Below are 23,290 nucleotides of genomic sequence, written 5' to 3'. Positions count from 1 at the left end.
GTTATGACCATCAGGTACATGGATAGCGCACACTGCAGAATGGGAAGGAAATAGCCATGATTATTAATGATCAGCACTACGACATTATCATTGTGGGGACGGGGGCGGGTGGGGGCACCTTGGCCCAAAAACTGGCACCCACAGGCAAACGAATTTTGATTCTGGAGCGCGGGATAGCCATGGCGCTAAAGGACCAAAATCCGGCGGGGGTCGATGTGTTGAAGAACAAGCGCTACCATGCTCCTGAACAATGGTATGACCAATCGGGTGAGCCGTTTTCACCCCAAACGAATTATGCGATTGGCGGCAATACCAAGATCTATGGGGCATCCCTGATGCGGATGCGCGATCGCGACTTCGATGCCGTCCCTTACCAGGATGGCATAGCCCCCGAATGGCCTCTGAAATATGCTGACTTTGAGCCTTACTATACGGCGGCTGAACAGCTCTATCAGGTGCATGGCGACTATCAGCAAGATCCAACGGAGCCTCACCATAGTGAGGGGTATCCCTATCCGGCGGTGGATCATGAGCCGGTGATGCAGCCGATTGTAGATGCGATTTCACGCCAGGGACTCCACCCTACCCCATTACCGGTCAGCTTGAACCAGCAAGGCGATGATCCCACCGGCGACGCAGAAGTGTTTGGCATCAATCCAGCGCTCAGTTATGACAACGTTACCTTAAAAACCTCGGCACGGGTGGTAAGTTTGCACACCAACCCCAGCGGGACTGAAATCAAAGGCGTGCAGGCTGACGTCAACGGACAGCCAATCCTGTTTACGGGACAAGTGGTGGTATTAGCCTGTGGTGCCGTCAACTCAGCCGCGTTGATGCTGGTATCGGCCAATGAAAAGCACCCCAACGGACTTGCCAACCACTCCGGCCAGTTAGGCCGCAATTTGATGAAGCATCAGATGACCGTCATTGTGGAACGTGCAGCCACGCCAAACTCGGGCACCTTTCCCCATAGCGTTAGCATCAATGACTTTTACTGGGGAGATGGTGACTATAGCTACCCTATGGGCCATATTGAAAATACTGGTGGCCTACTGCAAGATGTCATTTTTGCTGAATCGCCACCCCTGCTATCGGTGCTCGCCCAAATCATGCCGGGAGCGGGTCTGAAGCAACTGGCCGCTCGTTCGATTGGCTGGCGTGCCCAAACCGGTGTATTACCCGATCCCAACAATCGTGTGTACTTTCAAAATGGGAAACTCCGCTACGAGTTTACGCCCAACAATACTGAAGCCCACGATCGGCTCGTTTACAAGTGGCTAGAAGTGCTTAAGGCCGTGGAAAAAACCGAAAATTTACAACGCAGCGGCGTTTATCCGCGGGGAGAAGTGCCGCTGCAAGTGGTCGGTTACCAAAGCGGAACCTGTCGCATGGGGACCGATTCTACAACATCCGTCTTAGATCTCAACTGTCGCACCCATGAGATCGATAATCTCTACATCGTCGATAGTAGTTTCTTCCCGTCCTGTCCCGGTGTCAGTCCTGCCTTAACAGTGATAGCTAATGCACTGCGGGTTGGGGAACAGTTGATGCATCGAATGGGGGCGTGAGTCACGCGAGTCCCATTACATCATGCTTGCGAATGGATTGATCTATCCTTGCCTTTGATAAACGATCAGTCTATTGACCATTGATAATTCTAGAATTATCAGTTTTCGCTGTTCGCTGAATTGAAAGGCCTCTACTCGGCGGATAGTATCGTTAGCATCCAAGAAAACTACATCAGCGACATTTGGATATACCCCTGATATTCATCAACTGCTTTGATACGCCGAACGTTCATCAATTCGCATATCAAATGGGGCTCCTTTACCTGCGGGCGGATAGACTTTAATTCTAGCGCTCGGACTAAATTGGTTAAGCTGGTTGGCAAAGTCCACCATATGGTTGAGTATCTGCCAGTTTTTAGCTTGACTCGAACAATAGATAATCAACGTCACGGGCTCTAGGATCCGAATTGTCCATTGGCACTCTGCGAGTAGGACCTGGGTAGAACCCTCACAGTGTGAGAAAAAACATTGGCGGATAGAATCTTCTAGCTGCTTTTGCAACGCTATATCTCGGTCTGTAATCTGACGCGGTGGTAAATCATCAGGGGGCAAATCTTGATCAATCATGGCTTTATCCTAGGAAATGGAAGAGGTTAGAGACTGATACCTTGGCGCTCCATCGCCAGTACTTCAGCAATACGTTCAGGAAATTCTTTTAGATCTGCATCTTCCCCTTTGGGCATTGGAGATATAAAGGTATAGCAAGGATCGCACTGGCCCGTATCAAAGACCTGCAGCACCCATTTGTCCGGTAACTCCGGAACACCAATTTCTACGGTATACCAGGTACTGCCTGATTCTCGGGTGGCCAGTACAGCGAAGAAATCTTGGTCTACGGCTGGGATATCTAAGTCTGACATTAAAAATTCTATGGCCAAGGTTTCGGCATCCGTCGAACCTAAAGTCATCATCGTTCTTGTTCTCCAATATCAAGGTCATTCTTGTCAGGAGGCTAGCTGTAACTGCTATCACTCATACAGGTCTGGACATCCCGAGTCAGATCGCTATCTGATGCCAATCCAATCCAGTGGTCCACTTCTGCCAAGCCAAATCCTGAAATACAACGTTTTCACACCTGCATGAGGGGTCGCCAGATCAAAATGGGTTGTTTCACCATCAAGGCTAGAGCGGCTTCCACGCTGAGCTGCTTGGGGCAAACCTCCCCAGCGGTGATGGCTGGAGCCGTAGGGTTAAACCATTCCGCCACAGGGCGGTCGCCAAAAAAGGGCCGTAGTCGGCCTTGGGTCCAGGACTCGGCCAGCAGATTATGCACCTTTACCTGATGCCCAGCCTTCTTTAGAAGGTGTTTCTGTTTCGCATTTCCGGCGCAACCGGGTTTTTCGTAAAAATCCACTCTCACCATAGTGTTAGTCCTCCTCTGATGGATTGAGAATACTGAACAGCACTTCAGCCCCAAATTCTTTGGCTTCGATTTGCAGTACTCGCTCCCCAATAACTTGCACCTCTTCTAGACGACCGAGCCGGGCCAAGACGAGTCCCGATGCAGTATAGGCGCTGAGATAGAGACGGGCATTTGGATCATCCAGCCGTTCCTGAAGGATAGGTTGAAGGTCAGACCATGCGTCTGGCCAATGCTCATTCTTATGGATGTGATCGCAAATCAAAGCTGCCATCTCTAGCGCCCTAGGATCATCATTCTTGTAAAAGAAATAGCGATAAGCACTCACCAGCACATCGAGTTCAACATCTGGCTCAGCTAAAGCCTGGTGAATGTAAGCTGATGCGGTTTGGGTATCTTCCCAGGACTGGGCAGCTGCCACCAACAGGGATTGAGGCACATCGGCACCAGAGATCCAAGAGGCACAAGTTGTTGGGGTCATTATGCTTCACATGTAATAGATACTGATCAAAAAAATTAAGCAGGTGAATGCCAAAAACCCTAACGATAGATAATCTTGGAAAGATAGACTCAACTAGTTCTGTAGTGATCGATCAGGTCTATCGATAAGACATTTATAGTTTTATACACCTTGTATTTAGGCTATTTTAAATCTGTAAAATTATTCAGTATCAGTAAATACAAATCCTAGAATAACTAATCGTTTTAATCAACTATATAAAGTAGGCAATCAATTAGATTAAGAAATAAAATAAAAGCTTCTTTGAAGAATATAAAATCATATCTATTTCAAGATCAATTCAGCAAAAGCTTATCAAGCAAATGTCATACGCCTAAGCAAATTAAAACCTACTTCCTATAGCTGGCAAATTTATCCCAGATTAAATATATTCAGACTATCCATGATTCAGGAATATTTTGGAGTTAATTTAGAAGAAAAAACTAAAGAATAATCCTCTATTATCAAGAAACCCTAACCTATGCAGAGATAATGGCTGATTCCTCCAAAGTAGAGGGCAGAACAAAAATAGTTAATAAATCATTAAACCGTATTTATCGATATAAAAAAACAGCTCTCAGATTGATATATCTTATAGCAAGATATCTGAGTTTATCTCCAATTAAGTACAAGCTTTTATCCGGCTTCTCGGTGTCGAGTGAGTTATCTCTACACAAACTCTAGGTGTTTGTATCTCTTTCCTTAAAAAGGGCTCAGTGAAGAGCTTCTTGATGCAGGTTCTGTTAATCAGACTCATCAATACGGCAATGTGAGCCCAATGATCTGCGTGACTCATCTAAATCATGACTTATACCATCAAAGATAGCTGTAATGTTTGCGAAAACTGCTACCCCCAATGTCCGATTGGGGCCATCAAGCCTGAAGCTGAATCAGACGGCTACTGGATTGATCCAACCCTTTGCGATGGTTGCCAAGATATTGAGATACCCCATTGTGTCCAAGTCTGTAGTGTAGGGGCCTTATCTCCCCTGCAAGCCAAAAAAGGACGCTATAAAAGTACCCTGCTGCCTGCAGCAATTCCTGATATTTTTCTCAATGGCAAATCCACCCCCTTTGCTTCTTCCATGGTGATTTGGGAAGCCTGCAATATCTTAGCGATGCAGCAGCGCTTACCCTGGCAAACTGATCTTGAGGGGTGTCTTGAATATCGTCGGTCTGTGCGTCGAGGTCTGGGAGAAATGCGATTTCGACTGGCTGCAAATCCCGAAGATACTTCCCCTGCTGCCATGCCAGTGAAACAGGCAATGGATGCGCTTAAATGTTTCGACATTCGCGCGACCTGTATTCATTTGATTTTTGCGGCCTACGCAATGACGGTTGATTGTGCTTGGCAGGATACTTTTGTATTGAACGATCAACATATTGAGCAGTACTTAGGACTCGATAAGCGTAAAGATTTGACCAAATTAGAGAAGCTCACCTTAATTAAAAAGCTGGTGTCTCAAACCTGCCAAATTCTGGTGGCGATGGACTGGCCCCGCCAAGGAAAAGTGCAAGCCTTTTCCATCGGGGAATATCCAATTTGGCACCTACTCGATACTCAGTACTACTTTGAACAGGATGCTCATGGCTATCGCCATTTAATTGGTTTAAGCTTTACAGTCCGAGCTGGGCGTTGGGCTGAGTATTTTCTCAACAAGCAAAATTACCGTCGTCAAACCGTTTTCTACCAGTATGGTACGCTGCCCCAGTCCTTACTCACAGAAGTAATGGGCCATTGGCAACAACACCCAGGTGCAATCCGTTTGCTCTTATGGCTATTGTTTAAACTACGCTTGGGGGGCGATCATCGGCTAAAAGTCCGTACCCTGCTTCGCATTGCCTATGGCGATGAACGATTAAAAGAGGCAACCTCTGTTCGAGGGGCCCATAAGCGTCTTCTGAAGTCCTTTGAAAATAGTCTGGAACATATTTATTACTATGGCTTAAAACCGATATTTGATTCAGAAACCTATCCTTCAGAAATTCAACCGCTGTGGGCAAGGGTGAGTGATATTCCAGATGATGTTGATGAGGCATTGGAATTTTGGGTTGAAGATGCAAACCAGTCCTTTAGTCTGACGGATGCAGCCCCACGGGACAAGTGGCAGCGGCTCCTAAATGCGCGCCTGCTAGGGTTTGAGCTACCGGAGATATGGCAGCAAACGGTGAGTCGCCGTACGAACAAGAAACGGAGTCGATCCTCCAAAAGGCAGACTTCGGCCCAAAATCGGTCAGGCCAACTCTCCGGCCATGCAGTGAAAGCGGCGCGTCAAGCGCAAAGGCTGAGCCAACGGGCCTTGGCTGATCGTCTTGGCAAAAGTCAGAGCTGGATTCGCGATATTGAAAAAGGTCGATTTAGCATTAGTCCTGAGGATCAGGCTCAACTGCAAAAGACGCTAAATATTTCATGCTGATCCAGACCAAGAAATTAGCATTGATCGAGAACCTGAAGGAGAGAACTAGTCTTCATCCAAAGCAGGAAAAGACTCTTCAATTTCCCAGAGGATACTTCTGTGGGCGATAAACCAACTACGGGATTCAGGGGTTAATGCATCCCAAATAAGGTCGAGGTCAACATGGGGAGACTCGTACTGGTATGTTTTACCCAGCGATCGCAAATTTTCAGCGACTGTTTCTGGAATTCCAAAATCTAGCCAGTGCACGGTTATGGCTCTCCGGGCAATCCCGCCAGTTGGATCGTAAATGATCTGTGCAACTCGGATCAGATCGGCAAAATGGGTGGGTCTAAGGCCGGTAATCTGTTGGATTTCCCCAACTCGGTCTGGATTAGATTGAGTATTCATCACGGTGCTTTACAGGGAGTGCTATCGGTCTACGGACATGACTTAGCATGCTAACTGCTAACGGCCTGATAATTTTTCACCCGTTGCTCGGCTCCAACTCCTAAGATTTTGGCTAGCCAAGGGGGCGGCGAAGTTGCGATCGCATGCTGTAAGTCTGCGAGGATTTCTCTGATAGGGCCTCCTGTTTCAATCTTCATCGGATAGATATTGGCTTGAATCACCTTGGCGGCAGCGGGTCCTCCAATGGAAACCACATAGAGAATCGGACAATCTTTGATTAACTGGACCCGAAATCGGTTTTTATCCTCACTCAGCTTTGCTCCCATGGCCGAGCGAACCTCAATGAGTTTGAGGTCATCAGCAGAGAGTTGATAAATTAAGTACCGTTGGCAAGATCCAAAATGTCCATCTAATTCCTCAGCCGTGTTGGATGCAACGGCGATCCGAACGGAATTGGGCATATCGCCATCCCGATAATGTTCAACCGGCAAGTAGGGTTCAGCCTCCTCCTGTTCGCCCCACAGGATCTGAACGGCTTCTTTAAAGGCCGCAATATCTTGGTTATCGGCATCTTCGCCTTCCCAGTCCCCATCGTCTACATCGTAAATGTTGCCAAAGGATCGTTTGAGTTGGGTGACAGTTAATGTCCCTAGGGACTCTTCGTTAATGTCATCGCTGAGATGGGTTTGCAGTGCCTCAATTAACTCGCCAACTGAAACATCCGGTAATGCCCTAGCGGCTAAGGCAATTCTGATGGCGACTTCGTCAGAAAAGGGTTGGTTTTTCATCACTTTGCTCCTGAATGGGGTCGTTAATTTTGCGTTAAGGCTCAGACTGCTTTGAACCGGGCATCGGCAACCTCAGTTTGTTTCCTCGCGCCTTCTAGCCATCCAAATCTTGCTCCAGCCCGGTTGTCAAACTCCCCCACATAGGGCTTGATATCCAGTACGGGCGTGCCCTCCAAGAAATCGATATCCTCAATGTGCAATGTATGGGCTTTAATTCCACACAGTTTCACAATGGAAAGGCCAATGGGATTGGGTCTCATAGGAGCACGGGTTGCAAAGACACCCCGCAGTTCTGTATCCAAAAAGGGTAAGACCTTGAGGTTGTAGTCCCTCGATGCATGGAGGTGACACAACAGAACCAGATGAGAAAACCCCTCCAAATCACTCAGACCTTCGATATACTCATCCCACACTTCCACCGTTCCCTTAGCCTGCCTCGCGCGGGAAAGTTGGATAGGCGTACCTTCCACCGTAATAAACGGGCTGTGCACCACACCGATAGGATAATACTCGATTTGCATATTGGCTTTCCTGCGAATGTTTGGGGCAATGTCGTTGCCATGGTTGAACCGTCTAGTCCAATGACGACTTTACGTGCCTGACTGTTCAGGACCGAACCCTTACAAGATGAAGTCTGTGGATAAGAAATTCGATTTCCGTTCTCGGACAATCTCTGTGATGATGGCCTTGTTCAATGGCTTATCTTTGGCTGCAACGAGGGTGCGAATGGAAAACGATCGCAAAGCGTCTGAAACCGACAGGGTGCCCACGGCTGAATCTTTACGCCCCGTAAACGGGAAGGTATCTGGACCGCGCTGACATTGACTGTTCAAGTTGACCCGGCAGACCTGGCTGACGAGGGGGTCAATCAGATTGGTAATCGCATCGGTATCTTGACCAAAGATGCTGACCTGCTGGCCATAGTCGGAGTTCACAATGTAATCAATCGGCGTCTCAATGTTGTCGTAGGGAACCACAGGGATGACTGGACCAAACTGTTCTTCCATGTAAAGTCGCATGACTGGGGTTACAGGAAACACCACGGCTGGATAAAAGATAGAGGCCCTAACGGTGCCGCCATTGGGGTTGATCACTGAGGCACCATGGTGGATGGCATCCTCGACCAGTGCGGTGAAATACCGAGTCCTCTCTACCTCGGGTAAGGGGGTAATCATCACGCCTTCATCCCAGGGCATACCGACCGTGAGGGTTGCGATCGCAGCCACAAATTTTTCCAGAAAAGCATCCACAATCTGACGATGTACAAACAAAATCTTTAAAGCCGTACATCGTTGCCCATTAAAGGAAAGCGTCCCTAGCACACATTCTTGCACCGTCAGATCAAGATCAGCATTGGGTAGGATGATGGCTGGATTTTTGGCCTCCAATCCATAAATGGTGCGGAGACGATTTAGCTTAGGATGTCGCTTTTTCAAATCGTTGGCAGCCCGACTTGACCCAATAAACGCAAAGGCGCTGATCTTGCCCGAGGCCATCATTGGTGGAGTGACCACCCGACCACTCCCATAGACGGTATTCACAACGCCAGGGGGAAAGGCTTTCTGAAAGGCTTCAAGCAGCGGGGTGCAGAGCAATACACCTGGACGGGGCAGTTTCATCACTACCGTATTGCCCATGATCAGAGCTGGAATCAACAGCGTAAAGGTTTCATTGAGGGGATAGTTGGAGGGCCCCATACATAGAACGACGCCTAGCGGTGCCCGCCGAATTTGACCAATCACGCCTTCAGTGATTTCAAACCGAGACGATACTCGATCCAAGTTCTTTAGGGCATCAATGGTGTCTTCAATATAGATAACGGTGCGGTCAAACTCCTTTTGGGAGTCTTTATAGGACTTACCAATTTCCCACATCAGGAGCTTTACGACTAGCTCCCGTTGCTCCTTCATGCGATAAGCAAAGTCTTGCATATGTTCGATGCGCTGAGCCACAGACGAGGTGGGCCATACTCCTCGACCCCGGTCATAGGCTGCAACAGCTGCGTCAAGCGCGGCCAGAGATTCTGCCTCCGTGTGCAAAGGGAAATAACCCACCGTTGCAGGGACTAACCCTTCCTCCGTTTCAAGGTGAATGGGAGATAGTACCGTTTCCATCTCGCCTTGCCAATGGCGAAGCTCTCCGTTGATGAGGTACTCACGTTGGTGGATAGGGGCTTGCAAATGAAAGGCCTCTGGAATGTCATCGGCCCGCGGGAAAATCGAATCTACCTGCATGGGTCGTTTTGCATTTAAGCGGGGTTGAGTAGTAGTTTGGTTCATCAAGGGCTTACCGAAGAACAACGATTACAGATGGATGGAGACATCTTGGAACAAGGCTGTTGGCACACAAACAGGATGCTTACAAACTTGAATTAGCGGGCAATGGTGGTTGAATCTGGATAGTCTGTGGCGTCAATGTTGCTTTATTTGCTGAGCAAGCGCTTCGATCTCCCCTAGCAACAAATCTATTTTCATCAGACGATCGATAATTTCCGGCTGATCGAACAATGGTTTTTTCTTGTGAAACGACTTGATTCGTTCGAATATCTGCTCAGATATACAGTTTTTGGCGATGGATGGTGGCGCTGAATACCCTATGGCCCTGATCAGTGCCCTGACCTCACTTTTCGTCTTTCCCTGAGCCTGAGAGATTAAAGAATCATGATATTCAGGGGGCTGGCGGTTGATTAATATAGCATTGGTGGGTGAGAGTTCACCGGCTCGAACTGAGGCTAAGATGCTGGGAGCTAACTTAAGTAATGGCAGACGATTGGAAACAAAACTCGATAGTTTGAGTCCAAACTCGCCCAATATCTCTTGAATGACTTTATACTGTTGATCGCTAAACACACCCGGATTTACAGCCCCCCGAGCTTGTGAATTCTTGACTTTATACAGTGATACCTTCAGATCCTCAAACGATAGACAAAGTCTTAAAGCGAGGAGGCCCAGGATACTTTCGGTTTGTTCAATCAGCGAAATATCTTCGCTGAGGAGATGGGCAATAATGGCTGCTTCTAACGCTACTGTGTCGGACATGTCGCGCACAATGCCAGGAATAGTCTTGAGCGCGAGGGTCTGACAACATCGCCATCGTCGTTCACCGCTAACGACCTCAAAAAAACTACCTTGACTGGGTCTCAACAGAATAGGTTCAAGCACCCCATATTTATGGATAGAGTCTTGGAGCAATTCCATTTTTCGAGGATCGAAATACAGCCTTGGCTGCTTCATATTTTCCGGTAGTTGGAGTGGAATGATCCGATCAACAGGGACTGCATAGGATGGAACAGCATCAGACTTTAAATCTTCTATGGCCTTTTTGAGCTGGGGAATATTGTCTCCGACCGGGATGGCGATCTCACTCCCCATCAGCGAAGTGGGGGGGTGTTTACTGTTACGTTCCATCGTGACTAGACCTCCCGATGCAGTGAGCGTGATGGGCTTAGACATAGGCCAATTGGAGGCTATGCATATGTTGAAATAGTTGCCAGCAGTATTGCTCTGGCAACTTACAGGTAGTGGCACCTCGCATGACTACATTGAAGTACCAATCATTCGGGGGAACTTCAGCTGTAGTTTTTTGCACAGCGAGATAGGTCCGAACTGGGTGATAGGTCTGGTTATTCCTTTGGACAGTTACCTGTTCATGACGATAGCCACCCTGCTCAACCCCTTCCCGTTGATCCAAGCGATCGCTGAGTCGCCAGGGCAATCGATAGAGTACGCCGTGGACGACACTGCCTTGCTCGGGCAAGAGATCGAGGGCACCACATTGGCGGTGGGCAGAATAGTAGTGAAAGCCCAAGCGATATCCCTGCAATTTTGCAGGACCAACAACGTAGGGATGGGTCTTCTCCCCTAGAGAGCGCTTGAGATCCACCGGGCACATACAGGATCCATAGGCAAAATAATAAAAATGCGGGCCTATAGCGTTCGCAGCGTCGATGGAGCGACCCGCCCGAGGGGATTGAACGGTGTTAGCAGTCGGATTAGTCAACATGGTGGGATAGAGAATGAGGCTCTGAAACACAAAAATGTGTTTGGATGATGGTCATTAAGCGCTCTGGGGTGAGCCGTTCGTAACGATGCTTGCCCGGCATAACCGTCAGACTGGGAGCTTTTGAGCAACGCTTTTGACAGCCTGAGTATTGGATCTCAACTTGATCCTGGAGCTGATGCGCTTGAAGGAGCCCTTCCAGGGCTGCCATGAGTTGATACCCACCTTGCTTTTGGCAGCCAGACTTTTTGCAAACCAAGATTTTGGCCCGCTTACGCTGTGGTTGATCCAACGGACACTCCAATTTAGGGTTATGTGTTAGCCCAATGTGGGACACAGCGGGAGGTGAGGGAGGGCACGGGCCTGATCTGCCCCCTGAGTGAGGTGGGAGAGAAAAGAGAGTATAAGCTTGTAGCTTAATCACACCCGCCTCTCCATGGATTTGGCTGCGACCAATACAACAGATGCGATCGCCCAGCTTGAGACGTTGTCGTAGGGACGCCCGCAGAGGTTTAGGGAGCTTGATGGGAATTTCTTCTTCCTCTACCTCAAGCAGGAGTGATTTGGGTTGATCTGGATCGTTACCAAAGAACCCCAGAAAAGTGCCTTCTAAATTAAAAATCCAAGGTGGAGTGGTTGACATGGGTGTTCTCCTCTGCCCATCAAACAGGCGGTAATGGACTTAGTTCAAACGGGTCGCTCGGACGGTTTGGGGGGTTTGAATGGGATCACTGAGCCCTGTCACCAATAACTCCCAACCATTAGATAGAGTAAAAATATGAGCGTTTTTTGCCTGAGCTTGTTTGACAACGGGTGCTTCGAGATCTTTTTTGGCGACGTAGACCATGAGTTGGCCAGTGCGGTTGGTGTGGAGCATGACTTTCATAGGGCGATCCTGAGAGAGATGATTGAGGGAAGAAGACAAGATTAAAGTGAAAGGCTAAGGAAAAGAGGGGCCACTCATCCCAGGGGGGACAAGGTTGAGGAGTTCATCGGCCGTGAGGCCCCTTTTCACCTGGGTGGCATAATCACGGACTGCATCCAGTACGGATTGACTTTGGGTTGGGGGGAGGCTGATACCGTGGTGCTGGAGGATTTGATTGAGGAGGTGACGACCCGAGTGCTTACCAACTACTAAACGGCGATGCCACCCCACGTCTTGGGGGGCAAAAGGTTCGTAAGTCTGTGGATTCTCTAGCACGCCGTGAGCGTGAATACCCGATTCATGGGCAAAAGTATTATCGCCAACGATTGCTTTCCAGGGTGGCACTGGACAGTTTATTGTTTTCGCGATCAAGCGGGATAGTGATAAAAAATGTTGGGTTTGGATGCCGGTTTTGAGGCCATAGGTTTGCTTCAGAGCCATAACCACTTCTTCTATCGCCGCATTACCTGCCCGTTCTCCTAAACCGTTGACAGTGGTGTTAATGGAGATGGCTCCAGCTCGGACACCCGCAAGGGCATTGGCAGTTGCCATGCCTAGGTCGTTATGGGTGTGCATTTCTACAGGAATCGGGAGGGCAGCAACCAGGGCCTGTACTTTTTGATGGGTGGTAAATGGATCAAGAATGCCCACGGTGTCACAAAAACGGAAGCGGAACGCACCCCATTCTGCGGCAGATTGAGCAACGTCTATCAAGAAGTGCTCGTTAGCACGGGAGCTATCTTCACCGCCAACGCTCACGGCTAGGCCATGATCGCGAGCAAAGGTGATAGCCTCTCTCAGTTGATCCAGAGCGCGGGTCCAGTTGCCTTGAAACTTAACTTGAATTTGGATGTCAGAAACGGGAATGGAAATGTGAATTCGCTTCAGGCCACATTGAATAGAAGCTTGAATATCTGAAAGGACGGCGCGGTTCCATCCCAGCAGATGGGCATTGAGGTCGAGGTTAACGATCTCACGAATTGCAGCCGCTTCGTCCCCGCCCATGGCAGGAATACCGACCTCTAGTTCATGAACCCCGATGCGGTCGAGGAAGGTTGCGATCTCAATTTTTTCTTCTACATTGAAAGCAATTCCTGCAGCCTGTTCACCATCTCGTAGGGTGGTGTCATTAATGTAAATCTGGGGCGGAGTCGTCATTACAACCTCCAAAAGGCAGGTAGGACTAGTCGTAAGGGAATAGATGTGGGGCTGGGTGTGCGTGCATAGGTGTCAGAGGTGGCACCGTGTCCCAGCTGTACATTGCCGACATCGGATGGCATTAAAAGTTTGATACCAGCAGAGAGTTGTGCACTCTCCCTCATTTTCTTGATCCTCAAGCAAGAGATAACAGCCCAAGGCACAACAGATCACCCAAAATCTTAAAAGTTGTATGAGCAAGGTCTCCCACATGAGTTGATTGTCCAAAGTTAGGTACTCCATGGATATGAAGGAGCAGAGGTTGCTCTCTCCTCTGTTAACAAGGAAGTTGGATTCGGGCTGGGTAAGCTTTGGGTTCAATTCACGTCGACAAGACACCCGTGAGGCTATCTTGAGCAAGGAAGTGAGCCAAGTGAAAGGCTCGATCTTCTGTTTTCAGTAAAATCTCATCGTAGAGGTAGCGGGTGGCGCGATCTCCCACACTTTCAGCCTGGGTGGCAAGACGCCGGAGTAGCGCAATAATCATTTGTTCTGCAGTTAAATCGTTTTCTAGCATCTGACGGCAGGTATAAATTCCATCCGTCTCTGGGGGAAAGCAGCAATGTTCGGCGAGGGAGGTAAAATTGCCAACGGGGACACCGCCCAAACCATTGAGGCGTTCAGCAACATCGTGGCCATGTTCTTGGGTTGCCCCATAGCTTTCTTGAAAGAATTCATGGATTGAATAGAATTCTGCCCCTTCAACCACAAAATGATGTTTCTGATACTGGAGATAAAGGGCTTGAAAGCTGGCATAGACAAGATTAAGTCCTTCACAGATAACAATAGTCACATCTGATTCAAGGCCCACGGGGTTGTCCCCCACTTCACCAAAGGCCCGGACAAGATTTTGATCGAGTTGAGAGGTCATATAAAGTACTCCGATGAGGTGATCTAGTTACGAGTCATGACTGATGCATGGTGGAATTCAAAATTCAAACCTAATGGTTTGGGCAGGCAACCTTAGTTCCCCAACAACGTTCAAGCCAATCTACGCCTACTTGTCGGGATAGTGTGAATCGTCGAACAACACTATGTACCAACACCAATGCCAAGGGGTGGTGAACCTTGACGCGAAGGGTTCCATCAGAGGGGCAGGCACAAGGAATCTTAAGTTCTTGCAAACGATGCTTGACCGACCAGCGATCACCTTGATGCACAGAGACAATATGTCCCCATTCTGGGACAGTAGACGTAGACTTATTCATGGGGATGGGACTCCAGGGGTGAAAGGGATGGGCGGGTAAGATTTTGCATCTGGCTCTCTAAGGTTTCGATGCGATCCAAGAGCAACCGCAACGTCGATGCCTCTACATCAGGGAGCCGATTATGCTCTAGAGGTGGAATGGCGGTGTTATATTTGCAGACATTCCGGCTGGGAATGCCAACTGCCGTGCAGTCTGGCGGCACATCTTTTAAGACAACAGAGTTCGCTCCAATGCGGGCGTGGTTGCCAATTTGAATATCACCGAGGACCTTGGCTCCAGTACCCACCACCACCCGGCTGCCTACAGTGGGGTGGCGCTTGCCTGTTTCCTTGCCAGTGCCACCTAAGGTGACACCTTGATAAATAAGAGTGTAGTCACCAACAATGGCGGTTTCACCAATGACAACCCCCATGCCGTGATCAATAAAAACGCCCTTACCGAGTTGGGCACCAGGATGGATTTCAATCCCGGTCAATAAGCGAGCGAGATGAGAAATGAAGCGAGGTAAAAAAGAGACCCCTCGACGGTGGAGCGTATGGGCCAGCCGATGAGCGGCAAGGGCGTGCAGCCCCGGATAACAGCACAGGACCTCCAGCCAGTTGCGAGCGGCTGGATCACGCTTAAAGATAATGGCGAAGTCCTCTAAGATCGAGCACTGAAGTTCTCCTGCCCACAGCAAGAGAGGCTGGATAGAGATGCGGGACAGGGAGGGGGACATGGCACAGAGGGGAATGTCTTTCTCTGCTTATAGCAATTGTGGTTTCTGAATTGCGATCGCGAAGGCCCAATCCAGAATTACTAGAACTATTAACCTTATACTCAACGGTTACAACATTGATGTACCAAGCATTTCAAAATTATTGGGGGACAAGGGACGGGTGTTTTAGCGTTAAGGGGCAGGTATTTTAAACCTAGGGCACAAGTTTTTTTGTACTCAGTTCAAAGCCTTTATTGATAAGATTAATGCCTTTTTAATTGACCTGGTCTTAAAGCAGTTTTCTATGTACTCAAAGTTTATTTTGTGAATGTTTTATACATAAGTCATGAATTAAAAATGTAGCAGATCTTGCAAAATTACATTTAATTAGTTGAGTCTTCCTTAACAATCTTAGTTGATGTACTAATACTGAGTTAACGCTTGATAGATATCAAAGTGGGCTTACCCATTATGATGTTGGCGATCAGTCGAAGTACAGCTTTATATATACAAAGCTTAGGATTATAGATTACTCTCATTCTGATTGAAAACTCTCCTAATATTTTCCATTCAACGTTGATCCACAGTCTCTAACTTAGGGTTCTCTTCAGATCACTTAATATAGGACTGTCATATCTGATACTAATAAATAGGCGTTTTTGACACAAAGGATACAGATATATTTTCAGCCCTTAATATCGGCACTCTTATTGGTATCGAATCTAGCAAAAAAGGAGAACTTGAGTACTTAAATAATAGTCCCTGAGTCGAGCTTAAAAAGAGTGCTTATTGCTGACCAGTACAAGCATTAGGCTGAGTGCAGAAATTACAGAGTAAAGACTACAAAAAGCTAGGTGATTGACCAGGAAATACCTGTACCCTGATCAAGGAAAAAAATTAATTGCTTGAATGCCAAGGGTTGTAGTATTTGAGTACAGCGTTAATCATCCAATAAAACCTATCAGGGCGGCTCTTCTCAACACTGCTAGAGCCATTGATATAACTCATTCAACACCGAGCAGCCAATAAATTACTCGCTCAATCGATTTCAGGCGTAATACCCCTTCTTGAGGCTCTATCTGTGGCTTTACTAAGGGAAAGCCAACAGACCAACTGCTTTTGCCTCTCGGAAATCTATTGGTGATGAGAAGGATTGGATGCTTCGGAGAATGCACCACACTTTGAAAAAACGGACGTTGGATTGTCAGGTATCTAACTTGGTTCTCCGGCTTTGGCAGCCCTAGTAGAACAACTCATCCGTGTTTACGGACCTGATGCCGTCAATCCAACACCGTTATTTTTCCTCGACGACTTTGTCCTTTACATCCGTAAAACAATGACGCCACCGCCATCTACTGCCCTTGCCCCTGCGCCAACAACGACGCCCGAGCTGGACATTACCTTGACCAAAACCCAAACAACGGTCAAGACGTCTGGCGGTGGCTGCGGCTGTAGTAGCAAAAACGATGCTTCAACTAGCATGAGCGAAACTCTAAAAGCTCGTATTGAAAAGCATCCCTGCTACAGCGAAGAAGCCCACCATCACTATGCCCGTATGCATGTTGCCGTGGCTCCAGCCTGCAACATCCAATGTAATTACTGCAACCGCAAATATGACTGTGCCAATGAAAGCCGCCCTGGGGTGGTGAGTGAGTTACTCACCCCCGAAGAAGCCGCCCACAAAGTATTGGTTGTCGCCGGAAAAATTCCCCAAATGACAGTCCTGGGTATTGCCGGTCCCGGCGACCCCCTGGCTAATCCCGAGAAAACCTTCCGAACCTTTGAACTGATTGCTGACAAAGCACCGGATATCAAGCTTTGTCTCTCCACGAATGGTCTGATGCTGCCCGATTATGTGGATCGGATCAAACAGTTGAATGTGGATCACGTCACCATCACCATTAATATGGTGGACCCCACTGTGGGTGAGAAAATCTATCCCTGGGTACACTATCGACGCAAACGCTATCGAGGGATTGAAGGAGTCAAAATCCTGCATGAACGCCAGATGGAAGGTTTGCAGGCTCTCCAAGAAGCAGACATTCTGTGCAAGGTCAACTCGGTGCTCATTCCCGGCATCAATGATGAGCATATGCCGGAAGTGAATCAAGCCATTCGTGCTCGCGGTGCTTTTCTCCATAACATCATGCCGCTGATTTCAGCCCCAGAGCATGGCACCTATTTCGGCTTAAATGGCCAACGGGGACCGAAGCCCAAAGAACTGAAGGCTGTTCAAGATAAGTGTTCTGGCAACATGAAAATGATGCGCCACTGCCGCCAGTGTCGTGCCGATGCCGTGGGTCTGCTCGGTGAAGACCGCAGTCAGGAATTCACCAAAGAGAAGTTCATGGAAATGCCCGAGGCTTACAACCTAGAAGCCCGTCAGGCGGCCCATCAGGATATTGAAGCCAATAAAGCGGCTGTTGCAGCGAAAAAACAGGCAGCGGCGAGTGTAAAGGTTGCTGATTCTCCAAAGGTTTTAGTGGCCGTTGCCACCAAAGGTGGGGGCCTAATTAACCAGCACTTCGGCCATGCCAAGGAGTTCATGATTTACGAAGTGGATGCCAACGAGGCAAAGTTTGTGGGTCATCGGAAGGTGGCGGACTACTGCCAGGGCGGCTATGGCGAAGAAGCCACGCTCACTGGCATCATCGACACGGTTTCAGATTGCAAAGCTGTGTTGGCCTCGAAAGTGGGACCTTGTCCGCAGAAAGAACTACAAAAAGCTGGACTGGTAGTGGTCGAGGCCTATGACGTCATCGAAACCGTTGCCCGACAGTTTTACGACGAGCATATTTTAGCCCCGAGTCCAGCGTAGATGTCATGGGTCCTACGTAACGTAGGACTCCTGTCTTCTCTTACATGGAGGAATCGAGCCATGACTTATGTCATCACCGATCAATGCATTAGTTGCCATCGTTGTCTCCAGACCTGTCCAACAGGTGCCATTGAAACCGATGGAACCACCTTTAGGATTAACGCCGATCGCTGCAATGATTGCCAAGGCGCTTACAGCGTGGCCCAATGTCGGGCTGCCTGTCCGACCCTTGGGGCTTGCGTCCTCCTAACTGACCTACAGGCTGTTTCGCTCGGGACCCAACTCGAAACGGCCACCGACTACTGGAGTGCCTGGTTTGAAACTTATAACAATCGGATTGCACGTCTCCAGGCTTCGCAGCAACAGGGCTACTGGCAACGCTGGTCCCATGCCTACTCTCAATCTTTAAAGAATTTACAGACCCAGTCCCAAACGGGTACGACCCCGCCCTTGGTTCCATAGCCTGGCTGTCACTCGTTTCCCATATCGCCCCTATTCACACCGTCAATGGAGTTAATGTGATGGTCATTTATCTAGACAACAATGCAACCACTCGGGTTGACCCCGACGTTTTGGAGGCGATGCTGCCCTACTTAAGTGACCTCTACGGCAATCCTTCTTCAATGCACAGCTTTGGGGGACAAGTCGGGGCAGCGATCCAAGATGCCAGAGTCCAAGTCGCCGATCTCTTCGGGGTGGAAGATACCGAAATTATCTTCAATAGCTGCGGGAGTGAGGGCAATAACACGGCGATTCATGCCGCCCTGGCAGCCCAGCCGGAGAAGCGCCATATTGTCACCACAGCGGTGGAGCACCCGGCCATTCTCAATGTGTGTAAGCACCTAGAGAAGAAGGGGTATACCGTAACTTATCTGTCGGTTGATCGACGCGGCCAGCTAGATCTAATGGAAGTCGAGGCGGCCATGACCGGGGGCACAGCCTTAGTCACCACGATGTATGCCAATAACGAAACTGGCGTAATTTTCCCGGTGGAGCAGATTGGGGCGATCGCCAAAGAGTATGGCGCCACGTTCCATGTGGACGCCGTCCAAGCCGTTGGCAAAGTTCCCATCCATTTGCAAAACAGCACCATTGATATGCTCACCCTTTCTGGCCATAAGCTTCACGCGCCTAAAGGCGTAGGTGCCCTCTATGTGCGTCGAGGGTTCCGGTTTCGCCCCTTCCTACTCGGCGGTCACCAGGAGCGAGGACGACGGGCAGGCACGCACAACGTCCCCAGCATTATCGGTTTGGGGAAAGCGGCTGATTTAGCCCATCAGCATCTGGCGAATATCGATCAGGAGCGTCAGCTCCGGGACTGGTTAGAGAGGCAACTACTGGAGCGAATTCCAGACTGCGAAGTCAATGGCGGCGGTACGACCCGACTCCCCAACACCACCAACATTGGGTTTAAGTACATCGAAGGGGAAGCCATCTTGTTTATGCTCAATCAGCAAGAGATTTGCGCTTCGTCAGGATCAGCCTGCACCTCAGGCTCCCTCGATCCATCCCATGTGCTTACAGCGATGGGATTGCCCTACACCATTTTGCATGGGTCGATTCGCTTTAGCTTGTCACGGTTTACCACGGAAGCGGAAATCCAGCAGGTCCTAGCCGTTATGCCCGGTATTGTCGAAAAACTCCGAGCAATATCGCCATTCAACCATGACGAGTCCGACTGGTTGCAAGGTCGCGACCTTGCCTATAGCGCTTAGGAAAGACGAGGTTTGAATTTAGCTCACTCCTCACACCTTACTCAATCAAAACATTCACCATCGCTCAAAACTCTCCTGTCCACCCTCTACCCCCCAAAAGAACCATGTGGGACTATTCTGAAAAAGTACTCGATCTGTTCTATAACCCCGTCAACCAAGGGGCGATCGTAGACCCTAACGAGCCTGATATCGCTGTAGTCTACGGTGAAGTGGGCAGTATTGCCTGTGGTGATGCGCTGCGGCTACATCTAAAGATTCAAGAGTCTGTCGACACGATCTTGGATGCCCAGTTTCAAACCTTTGGCTGCACGAGTGCGATCGCATCCTCTTCTGCTCTCACCGAAATCATTAAGGGCAAAACCCTCGATCAAGCCCTCAATATTACGAACCAAGATATAGCCCAGTATCTGGGTGGGTTGCCAGAGGCGAAGATGCATTGTTCCGTCATGGGGCAAGAAGCCCTAGAAGCGGCCATCTTCAAGTATCGGGGGATCGAAGTCGAGCAACATGATGACGATGAAGGTCACCTTGTTTGCGAATGCTACGGCATTACCGAACCTAAAATTCGGCGGGTGATTATTGAAAACGACCTCACCACCGTCGAACAGGTGACAAACTACGTCAAAGCTGGAGGCGGTTGCGGTTCCTGTCTAGCCAGCATCGAAGATACGCTGCTGGAGGTTCAACGTGAGCGGGCGGCTGTTCCCGAGCGGGTGGCCGCTGAGATGGCTAACGCAGCCCCCCTGACCCCTATCCAAAAAATCAATCGCATTCAACAAGTACTGGATGAAGAAATCCGCCCCATTTTGGTGGCAGATGGTGGCGATGTCGAGCTATTTGATGTTGATGGCGATCGCGTTCAGGTATCCCTCAAAGGAGCCTGCGGCGACTGCGCCAGCAGCACCTCGACCGTTAAATATGCCATTGAAGCCAAGTTGCGGGAGCAGGTGCTCCCTACCCTCATCGTTGAAGAAGTCACGGTTTAGTCCGTTGTTAACCCCCTCTCAGGGGTGTACTCACCACTGAAGGGGAAAGGGAACGTTGTTTCTAATGCCCTCCCCCAACCCCTGCATTCATTTTGGGCGATCGCCCCCAGCCTGAACCCGAAGCTCCTAAGCCTTTCCAGAATTCTGCTCAAACACCAGAGTTTTGGTTTCTCAAGACCCATCTTGATTATCCCTACTGATTTGGAGAAATCACACCATGAGACAGATTGCATTTTACGGAAAAGGTGGCATTGGTAAGTCCACGACTTCCCAAAACACCATTGCTGGTTTAGCTGATACCCAGCGAATCATGATTGTTGGCTGTGATCCAAAAGCCGACTCCACTCGTCTGATGCTCCACAGCAAAGCCCAAACCACGATTCTGCACCTAGCAGCCGAGCGGGGTGCCGTTGAAGATCTAGAAATTGAGGAAGTGCTGCTCACGGGCTACAAAGGCGTTAAATGCGTTGAGTCCGGTGGTCCTGAACCCGGTGTCGGCTGTGCCGGTCGGGGCATCATCACCGCCATCAACTTCCTGGAAGAAGAAGGCGCTTACGAAGATCTCGACTTTGTCTCCTACGATGTCTTAGGTGACGTTGTATGCGGTGGGTTTGCCATGCCCATTCGGGAAGGGAAAGCCCAGGAAATTTACATCGTCGTGTCCGGTGAAATGATGGCCATGTACGCGGCCAACAACATTGCCCGAGGCATTCTCAAGTATGCCCACTCTGGTGGAGTCCGTCTTGGTGGGCTGATCTGTAACAGCCGTAACGTGGATCAGGAAGTGGAGCTCATCGAAGCCCTCGCAGAGAAGCTCGGCACCCAAATGATCCACTTTGTGCCTCGCGATAACATCGTCCAACATGCTGAACTTCGTCGGATGACGGTGATTGAGTATGCCCCGGATAGTAAGCAAGCTGAGGAATATCGCACCCTGGCTCGCAAGATTGAAGAGAACAGGAATCTCGTCATCCCCACCCCAATTTCTATGGACGAGCTGGAAGAACTCCTGGTTGAGTTCGGCCTCCTCGGTGGGGATGAGGAGTACGAAAAGGCCGTTGCCGCTGACCAAGCTGCTGGCAAGGTTCTGACCAACGTGTAATCCCTAACTGTCTGAACTCGAGCGACACAGGCCCAAATCACTTGCGAGTTAGCATTCGGGGCATCTCTCGCATCGAGTCAGACATTCCCCTCCTCCTTCTCAAAACACTACTCCTAAAGCCGAAAGTGAGGGCACCATGACTACTGTAGAAGATAGAAAAGCACTGGTTCAGGAAGTCCTGGACGCGTATCCCGAAAAAGCCCAAAAGAGACGTTCGAAGCATCTCAATGTTGCGGAGGAAGGCGCGTCCGACTGCGGCGTCAAATCCAACAAAAAGTCTGTTCCTGGCGTCATGACAACCCGTGGCTGTGCCTATGCAGGCGCGAAAGGGGTGGTTTGGGGTCCGGTGAAGGACATGATTCACATTAGCCACGGTCCAGTGGGCTGCGGTTACTACTCCTGGTCCGGTCGCCGCAACTATTACATCGGCACCACCGGGGTTGACACCTTCGGTACCATGCAATTTACCTCTGACTTTCAGGAACGGGATATTGTCTTTGGTGGCGACAAAAAGCTGGCCAAGCTGATCGATGAGCTTGAAATTCTTTTCCCTCTCAGCAAGGGCACCACCATTGAATCTGAATGCCCTGTGGGTCTGATTGGTGACGACATTGAAGCTGTTGCCAGGACAAAGAACAAAGAATACGGAAAACCCGTTGTGCCGGTGCGGTGTGAAGGATTTCGAGGCGTGTCTCAATCCCTGGGTCACCATATTGCCAACGACACGGTTCGAGATTGGGTGCTGCCCAAAGCCGATGAGTACCGTGAACTTCCCGACGGATTTGAGCCCAGTCCCTACGATGTCAATATCATTGGTGACTACAACATCGGAGGTGACGCCTGGCCCAGCCGCAAACTCCTGGAAGATATGGGTCTGCGGGTGATTGCTCAGTTCTCTGGGGATGGCACCTTTAATGAAGTGGTGATGACGCCCCTCGCCAAGCTTAACCTTATCCACTGCTATCGGTCCATGAACTACATCTGCCGGTTTATGGAAGAGAAGTACGGCATTGGCTGGTTGGAATATAACTTCTTTGGTCCTACCCAAATTGCCAAGTCCTTGCGCAAGATCGCGGCGCAGTTTGATGAAACCATCCAGGCAGGCGCCGAACAGGTGATTGCGGAGAACCAGGCTCGGATGGACGAAATCATCGCCAAATATCGTCCTCGCCTAGAAGGTAAAACCGTGATGATGATGGTGGGCGGCTTGCGACCTCGCCACGTCATCCCCGCCTTTGAAGATCTGGGGATGAAGGTGATTGGCACTGGCTATGAGTTTGGCCACGGAGATGACTACAAGCGCACCGCTGATTATGTCAAAGAAGGCACCGTCATCTACGACGATGTGAGCGGCTACGAATTCGAAGAGTTTGCCAAGCAACTCAACCCCGACCTGATTGCCGCTGGCATCAAAGAGAAGTACGTCTTCCAGAAAATGGCGCTACCCTTCCGCCAAATGCACTCCTGGGATTATTCCGGTCCTTACCACGGCTATGAAGGGTTTGAAGTGTTTGCCCGTGATATGGACTTAGCGATTAACAATCCCACCTGGGGGTTGATCAATGCCCCTTGGAATGAGTAGGGCGTGACCAGAAGTGGGAGTGTATCCCACTTCCCCCCT

The 23,290-nt window shown here is 49.5% G+C and carries 24 protein-coding genes; 8 read left to right on the top strand and 16 right to left on the bottom strand.

All coding sequences use genetic code 11. The features are described 5' to 3' along the window. The first annotated feature begins 56 nt into the window (after positions 1-56). Positions 57-1,568 carry a GMC family oxidoreductase gene (locus tag Q0991_RS03790; protein ID WP_299485656.1) on the top strand — a complete coding sequence of 504 codons (1,512 nt, stop codon included), beginning with the start codon at positions 57-59 and terminating at the stop codon, positions 1,566-1,568. Between the two features lie 204 nt (positions 1,569-1,772). Here the strand turns inward: Q0991_RS03790 and Q0991_RS03785 are convergent, their stop codons facing one another. The 4 genes from Q0991_RS03785 to Q0991_RS03770 all read right to left on the bottom strand — a co-directional run bounded on the left by Q0991_RS03785 (position 1,773) and on the right by Q0991_RS03770 (position 3,409). Next, positions 1,773-2,135: a hypothetical protein gene (locus Q0991_RS03785; RefSeq protein ID WP_299485655.1), complete on the bottom strand. Its 363-nt coding sequence runs from the start codon at positions 2,133-2,135 to the stop codon at positions 1,773-1,775. Positions 2,136-2,161: 26 nt separating this feature from the next. Then, positions 2,162-2,479, bottom strand: a complete 318-nt coding sequence (locus tag Q0991_RS03780) for a hypothetical protein (RefSeq protein ID WP_299485653.1) — start codon at positions 2,477-2,479, stop codon at positions 2,162-2,164. A gap of 158 nt (positions 2,480-2,637) precedes the next feature. Continuing rightward, entirely contained in the window at positions 2,638-2,931 is a 294-nt protein-coding gene (locus tag Q0991_RS03775; protein ID WP_299485651.1) for a hypothetical protein, read from the bottom strand. A 4-nt stretch (positions 2,932-2,935) separates the two neighbouring features. After that, positions 2,936-3,409 (bottom strand): hypothetical protein, encoded by a 474-nt coding sequence (locus Q0991_RS03770; RefSeq protein WP_299485650.1) that lies wholly within the window; start codon positions 3,407-3,409, stop codon positions 2,936-2,938. An 821-nt stretch (positions 3,410-4,230) separates the two neighbouring features. On the opposite strand from Q0991_RS03770, the gene Q0991_RS03765 reads away from it, so the two are divergent. Beyond that, positions 4,231-5,844, top strand: a complete 1,614-nt coding sequence (locus Q0991_RS03765; protein ID WP_299485648.1) for a helix-turn-helix domain-containing protein — start codon at positions 4,231-4,233, stop codon at positions 5,842-5,844. 45 nt (positions 5,845-5,889) lie between these two features. Here Q0991_RS03765 and Q0991_RS03760 read toward each other — a convergent pair whose 3' ends face one another. From Q0991_RS03760 to cysE, 12 genes are all read right to left on the bottom strand, one after another. Continuing rightward, complete coding sequence (locus tag Q0991_RS03760) at positions 5,890-6,234, bottom strand: hypothetical protein (RefSeq protein ID WP_299485646.1); 345 nt, start codon at positions 6,232-6,234, stop codon at positions 5,890-5,892. A gap of 50 nt (positions 6,235-6,284) precedes the next feature. Further along, positions 6,285-7,022, bottom strand: coding sequence for a dinitrogenase iron-molybdenum cofactor biosynthesis protein (locus Q0991_RS03755; protein WP_299485644.1), 738 nt, complete (start codon positions 7,020-7,022; stop codon positions 6,285-6,287). A gap of 41 nt (positions 7,023-7,063) precedes the next feature. After that, a complete protein-coding gene (tsaA, locus tag Q0991_RS03750; protein WP_299485642.1) occupies positions 7,064-7,543 on the bottom strand; it encodes a tRNA (N6-threonylcarbamoyladenosine(37)-N6)-methyltransferase TrmO in 480 nt (159 codons plus the stop codon). 99 nt (positions 7,544-7,642) lie between these two features. Continuing rightward, a complete protein-coding gene (locus Q0991_RS03745) occupies positions 7,643-9,301 on the bottom strand; it encodes an NADP-dependent glyceraldehyde-3-phosphate dehydrogenase (protein ID WP_299485640.1) in 1,659 nt (552 codons plus the stop codon). Positions 9,302-9,433: 132 nt separating this feature from the next. Next, on the bottom strand, positions 9,434-10,474 hold the full coding sequence (locus Q0991_RS03740) for a ParB/RepB/Spo0J family partition protein (RefSeq protein WP_299485638.1): 1,041 nt from the start codon (positions 10,472-10,474) through the stop codon (positions 9,434-9,436). Beyond that, positions 10,467-11,024: a gamma-glutamylcyclotransferase gene (locus Q0991_RS03735; RefSeq protein ID WP_299485636.1), complete on the bottom strand. Its 558-nt coding sequence runs from the start codon at positions 11,022-11,024 to the stop codon at positions 10,467-10,469. Before Q0991_RS03735 ends, Q0991_RS03740 begins: the two co-directional genes overlap by 8 nt. Next, entirely contained in the window at positions 11,014-11,664 is a 651-nt protein-coding gene (locus Q0991_RS03730; RefSeq protein ID WP_299485634.1) for a (2Fe-2S) ferredoxin domain-containing protein, read from the bottom strand. The genes Q0991_RS03735 and Q0991_RS03730 overlap by 11 nt, the downstream gene beginning before the upstream one ends. A 39-nt stretch (positions 11,665-11,703) precedes the next feature. Next, the gene (nifT, locus tag Q0991_RS03725) at positions 11,704-11,907 is read right to left on the bottom strand and encodes a putative nitrogen fixation protein NifT (RefSeq protein WP_299485632.1); all 204 of its coding nucleotides are present in this window, start codon (positions 11,905-11,907) and stop codon (positions 11,704-11,706) included. Positions 11,908-11,961: 54 nt separating this feature from the next. Then, the gene (gene nifV, locus Q0991_RS03720; RefSeq protein ID WP_299485631.1) at positions 11,962-13,104 is read right to left on the bottom strand and encodes a homocitrate synthase; all 1,143 of its coding nucleotides are present in this window, start codon (positions 13,102-13,104) and stop codon (positions 11,962-11,964) included. 361 nt (positions 13,105-13,465) lie between these two features. Further along, positions 13,466-14,014: a ferritin-like domain-containing protein gene (locus Q0991_RS03715; RefSeq protein WP_299485630.1), complete on the bottom strand. Its 549-nt coding sequence runs from the start codon at positions 14,012-14,014 to the stop codon at positions 13,466-13,468. A gap of 70 nt (positions 14,015-14,084) precedes the next feature. Further along, positions 14,085-14,351, bottom strand: a complete 267-nt coding sequence (locus tag Q0991_RS03710; protein WP_299485628.1) for an Asr1405/Asl0597 family protein — start codon at positions 14,349-14,351, stop codon at positions 14,085-14,087. Then, positions 14,344-15,069: a serine O-acetyltransferase gene (gene cysE / locus Q0991_RS03705; RefSeq protein WP_299485626.1), complete on the bottom strand. Its 726-nt coding sequence runs from the start codon at positions 15,067-15,069 to the stop codon at positions 14,344-14,346. Before cysE ends, Q0991_RS03710 begins: the two co-directional genes overlap by 8 nt. Positions 15,070-16,384: 1,315 nt before the next feature. Between cysE and nifB the strand changes: the two genes are divergently transcribed. The 6 genes from nifB (at position 16,385) to nifD (ending at position 23,251) form a co-directional block, all read left to right on the top strand. Beyond that, entirely contained in the window at positions 16,385-17,866 is a 1,482-nt protein-coding gene (gene nifB / locus Q0991_RS03700) for a nitrogenase cofactor biosynthesis protein NifB (RefSeq protein ID WP_366524893.1), read from the top strand. A gap of 60 nt (positions 17,867-17,926) precedes the next feature. After that, entirely contained in the window at positions 17,927-18,328 is a 402-nt protein-coding gene (locus Q0991_RS03695; RefSeq protein ID WP_299485623.1) for a 4Fe-4S dicluster domain-containing protein, read from the top strand. 59 nt (positions 18,329-18,387) lie between these two features. Then, on the top strand, positions 18,388-19,581 hold the full coding sequence (gene nifS, locus Q0991_RS03690) for a cysteine desulfurase NifS (RefSeq protein ID WP_299485621.1): 1,194 nt from the start codon (positions 18,388-18,390) through the stop codon (positions 19,579-19,581). Positions 19,582-19,685: 104 nt separating this feature from the next. Beyond that, positions 19,686-20,567 carry a Fe-S cluster assembly protein NifU gene (gene nifU / locus Q0991_RS03685; RefSeq protein WP_299485620.1) on the top strand — a complete coding sequence of 294 codons (882 nt, stop codon included), beginning with the start codon at positions 19,686-19,688 and terminating at the stop codon, positions 20,565-20,567. Positions 20,568-20,784: 217 nt separating this feature from the next. Then, entirely contained in the window at positions 20,785-21,669 is an 885-nt protein-coding gene (gene nifH / locus Q0991_RS03680; protein WP_299485619.1) for a nitrogenase iron protein, read from the top strand. 136 nt (positions 21,670-21,805) lie between these two features. Further along, entirely contained in the window at positions 21,806-23,251 is a 1,446-nt protein-coding gene (gene nifD, locus Q0991_RS03675; protein ID WP_299485618.1) for a nitrogenase molybdenum-iron protein alpha chain, read from the top strand. Positions 23,252-23,290: the final 39 nt, after the last annotated feature.

Origin of the sequence: Acaryochloris sp. IP29b_bin.137 (genome assembly GCF_028285745.1) — a bacterium.
GTDB lineage: Bacteria > Cyanobacteriota > Cyanobacteriia > Thermosynechococcales > Thermosynechococcaceae > Acaryochloris.
The sequence above is the reverse complement of the archived record's forward strand: the minus strand, read 5'-3'. Positions and strand labels throughout refer to the sequence as shown.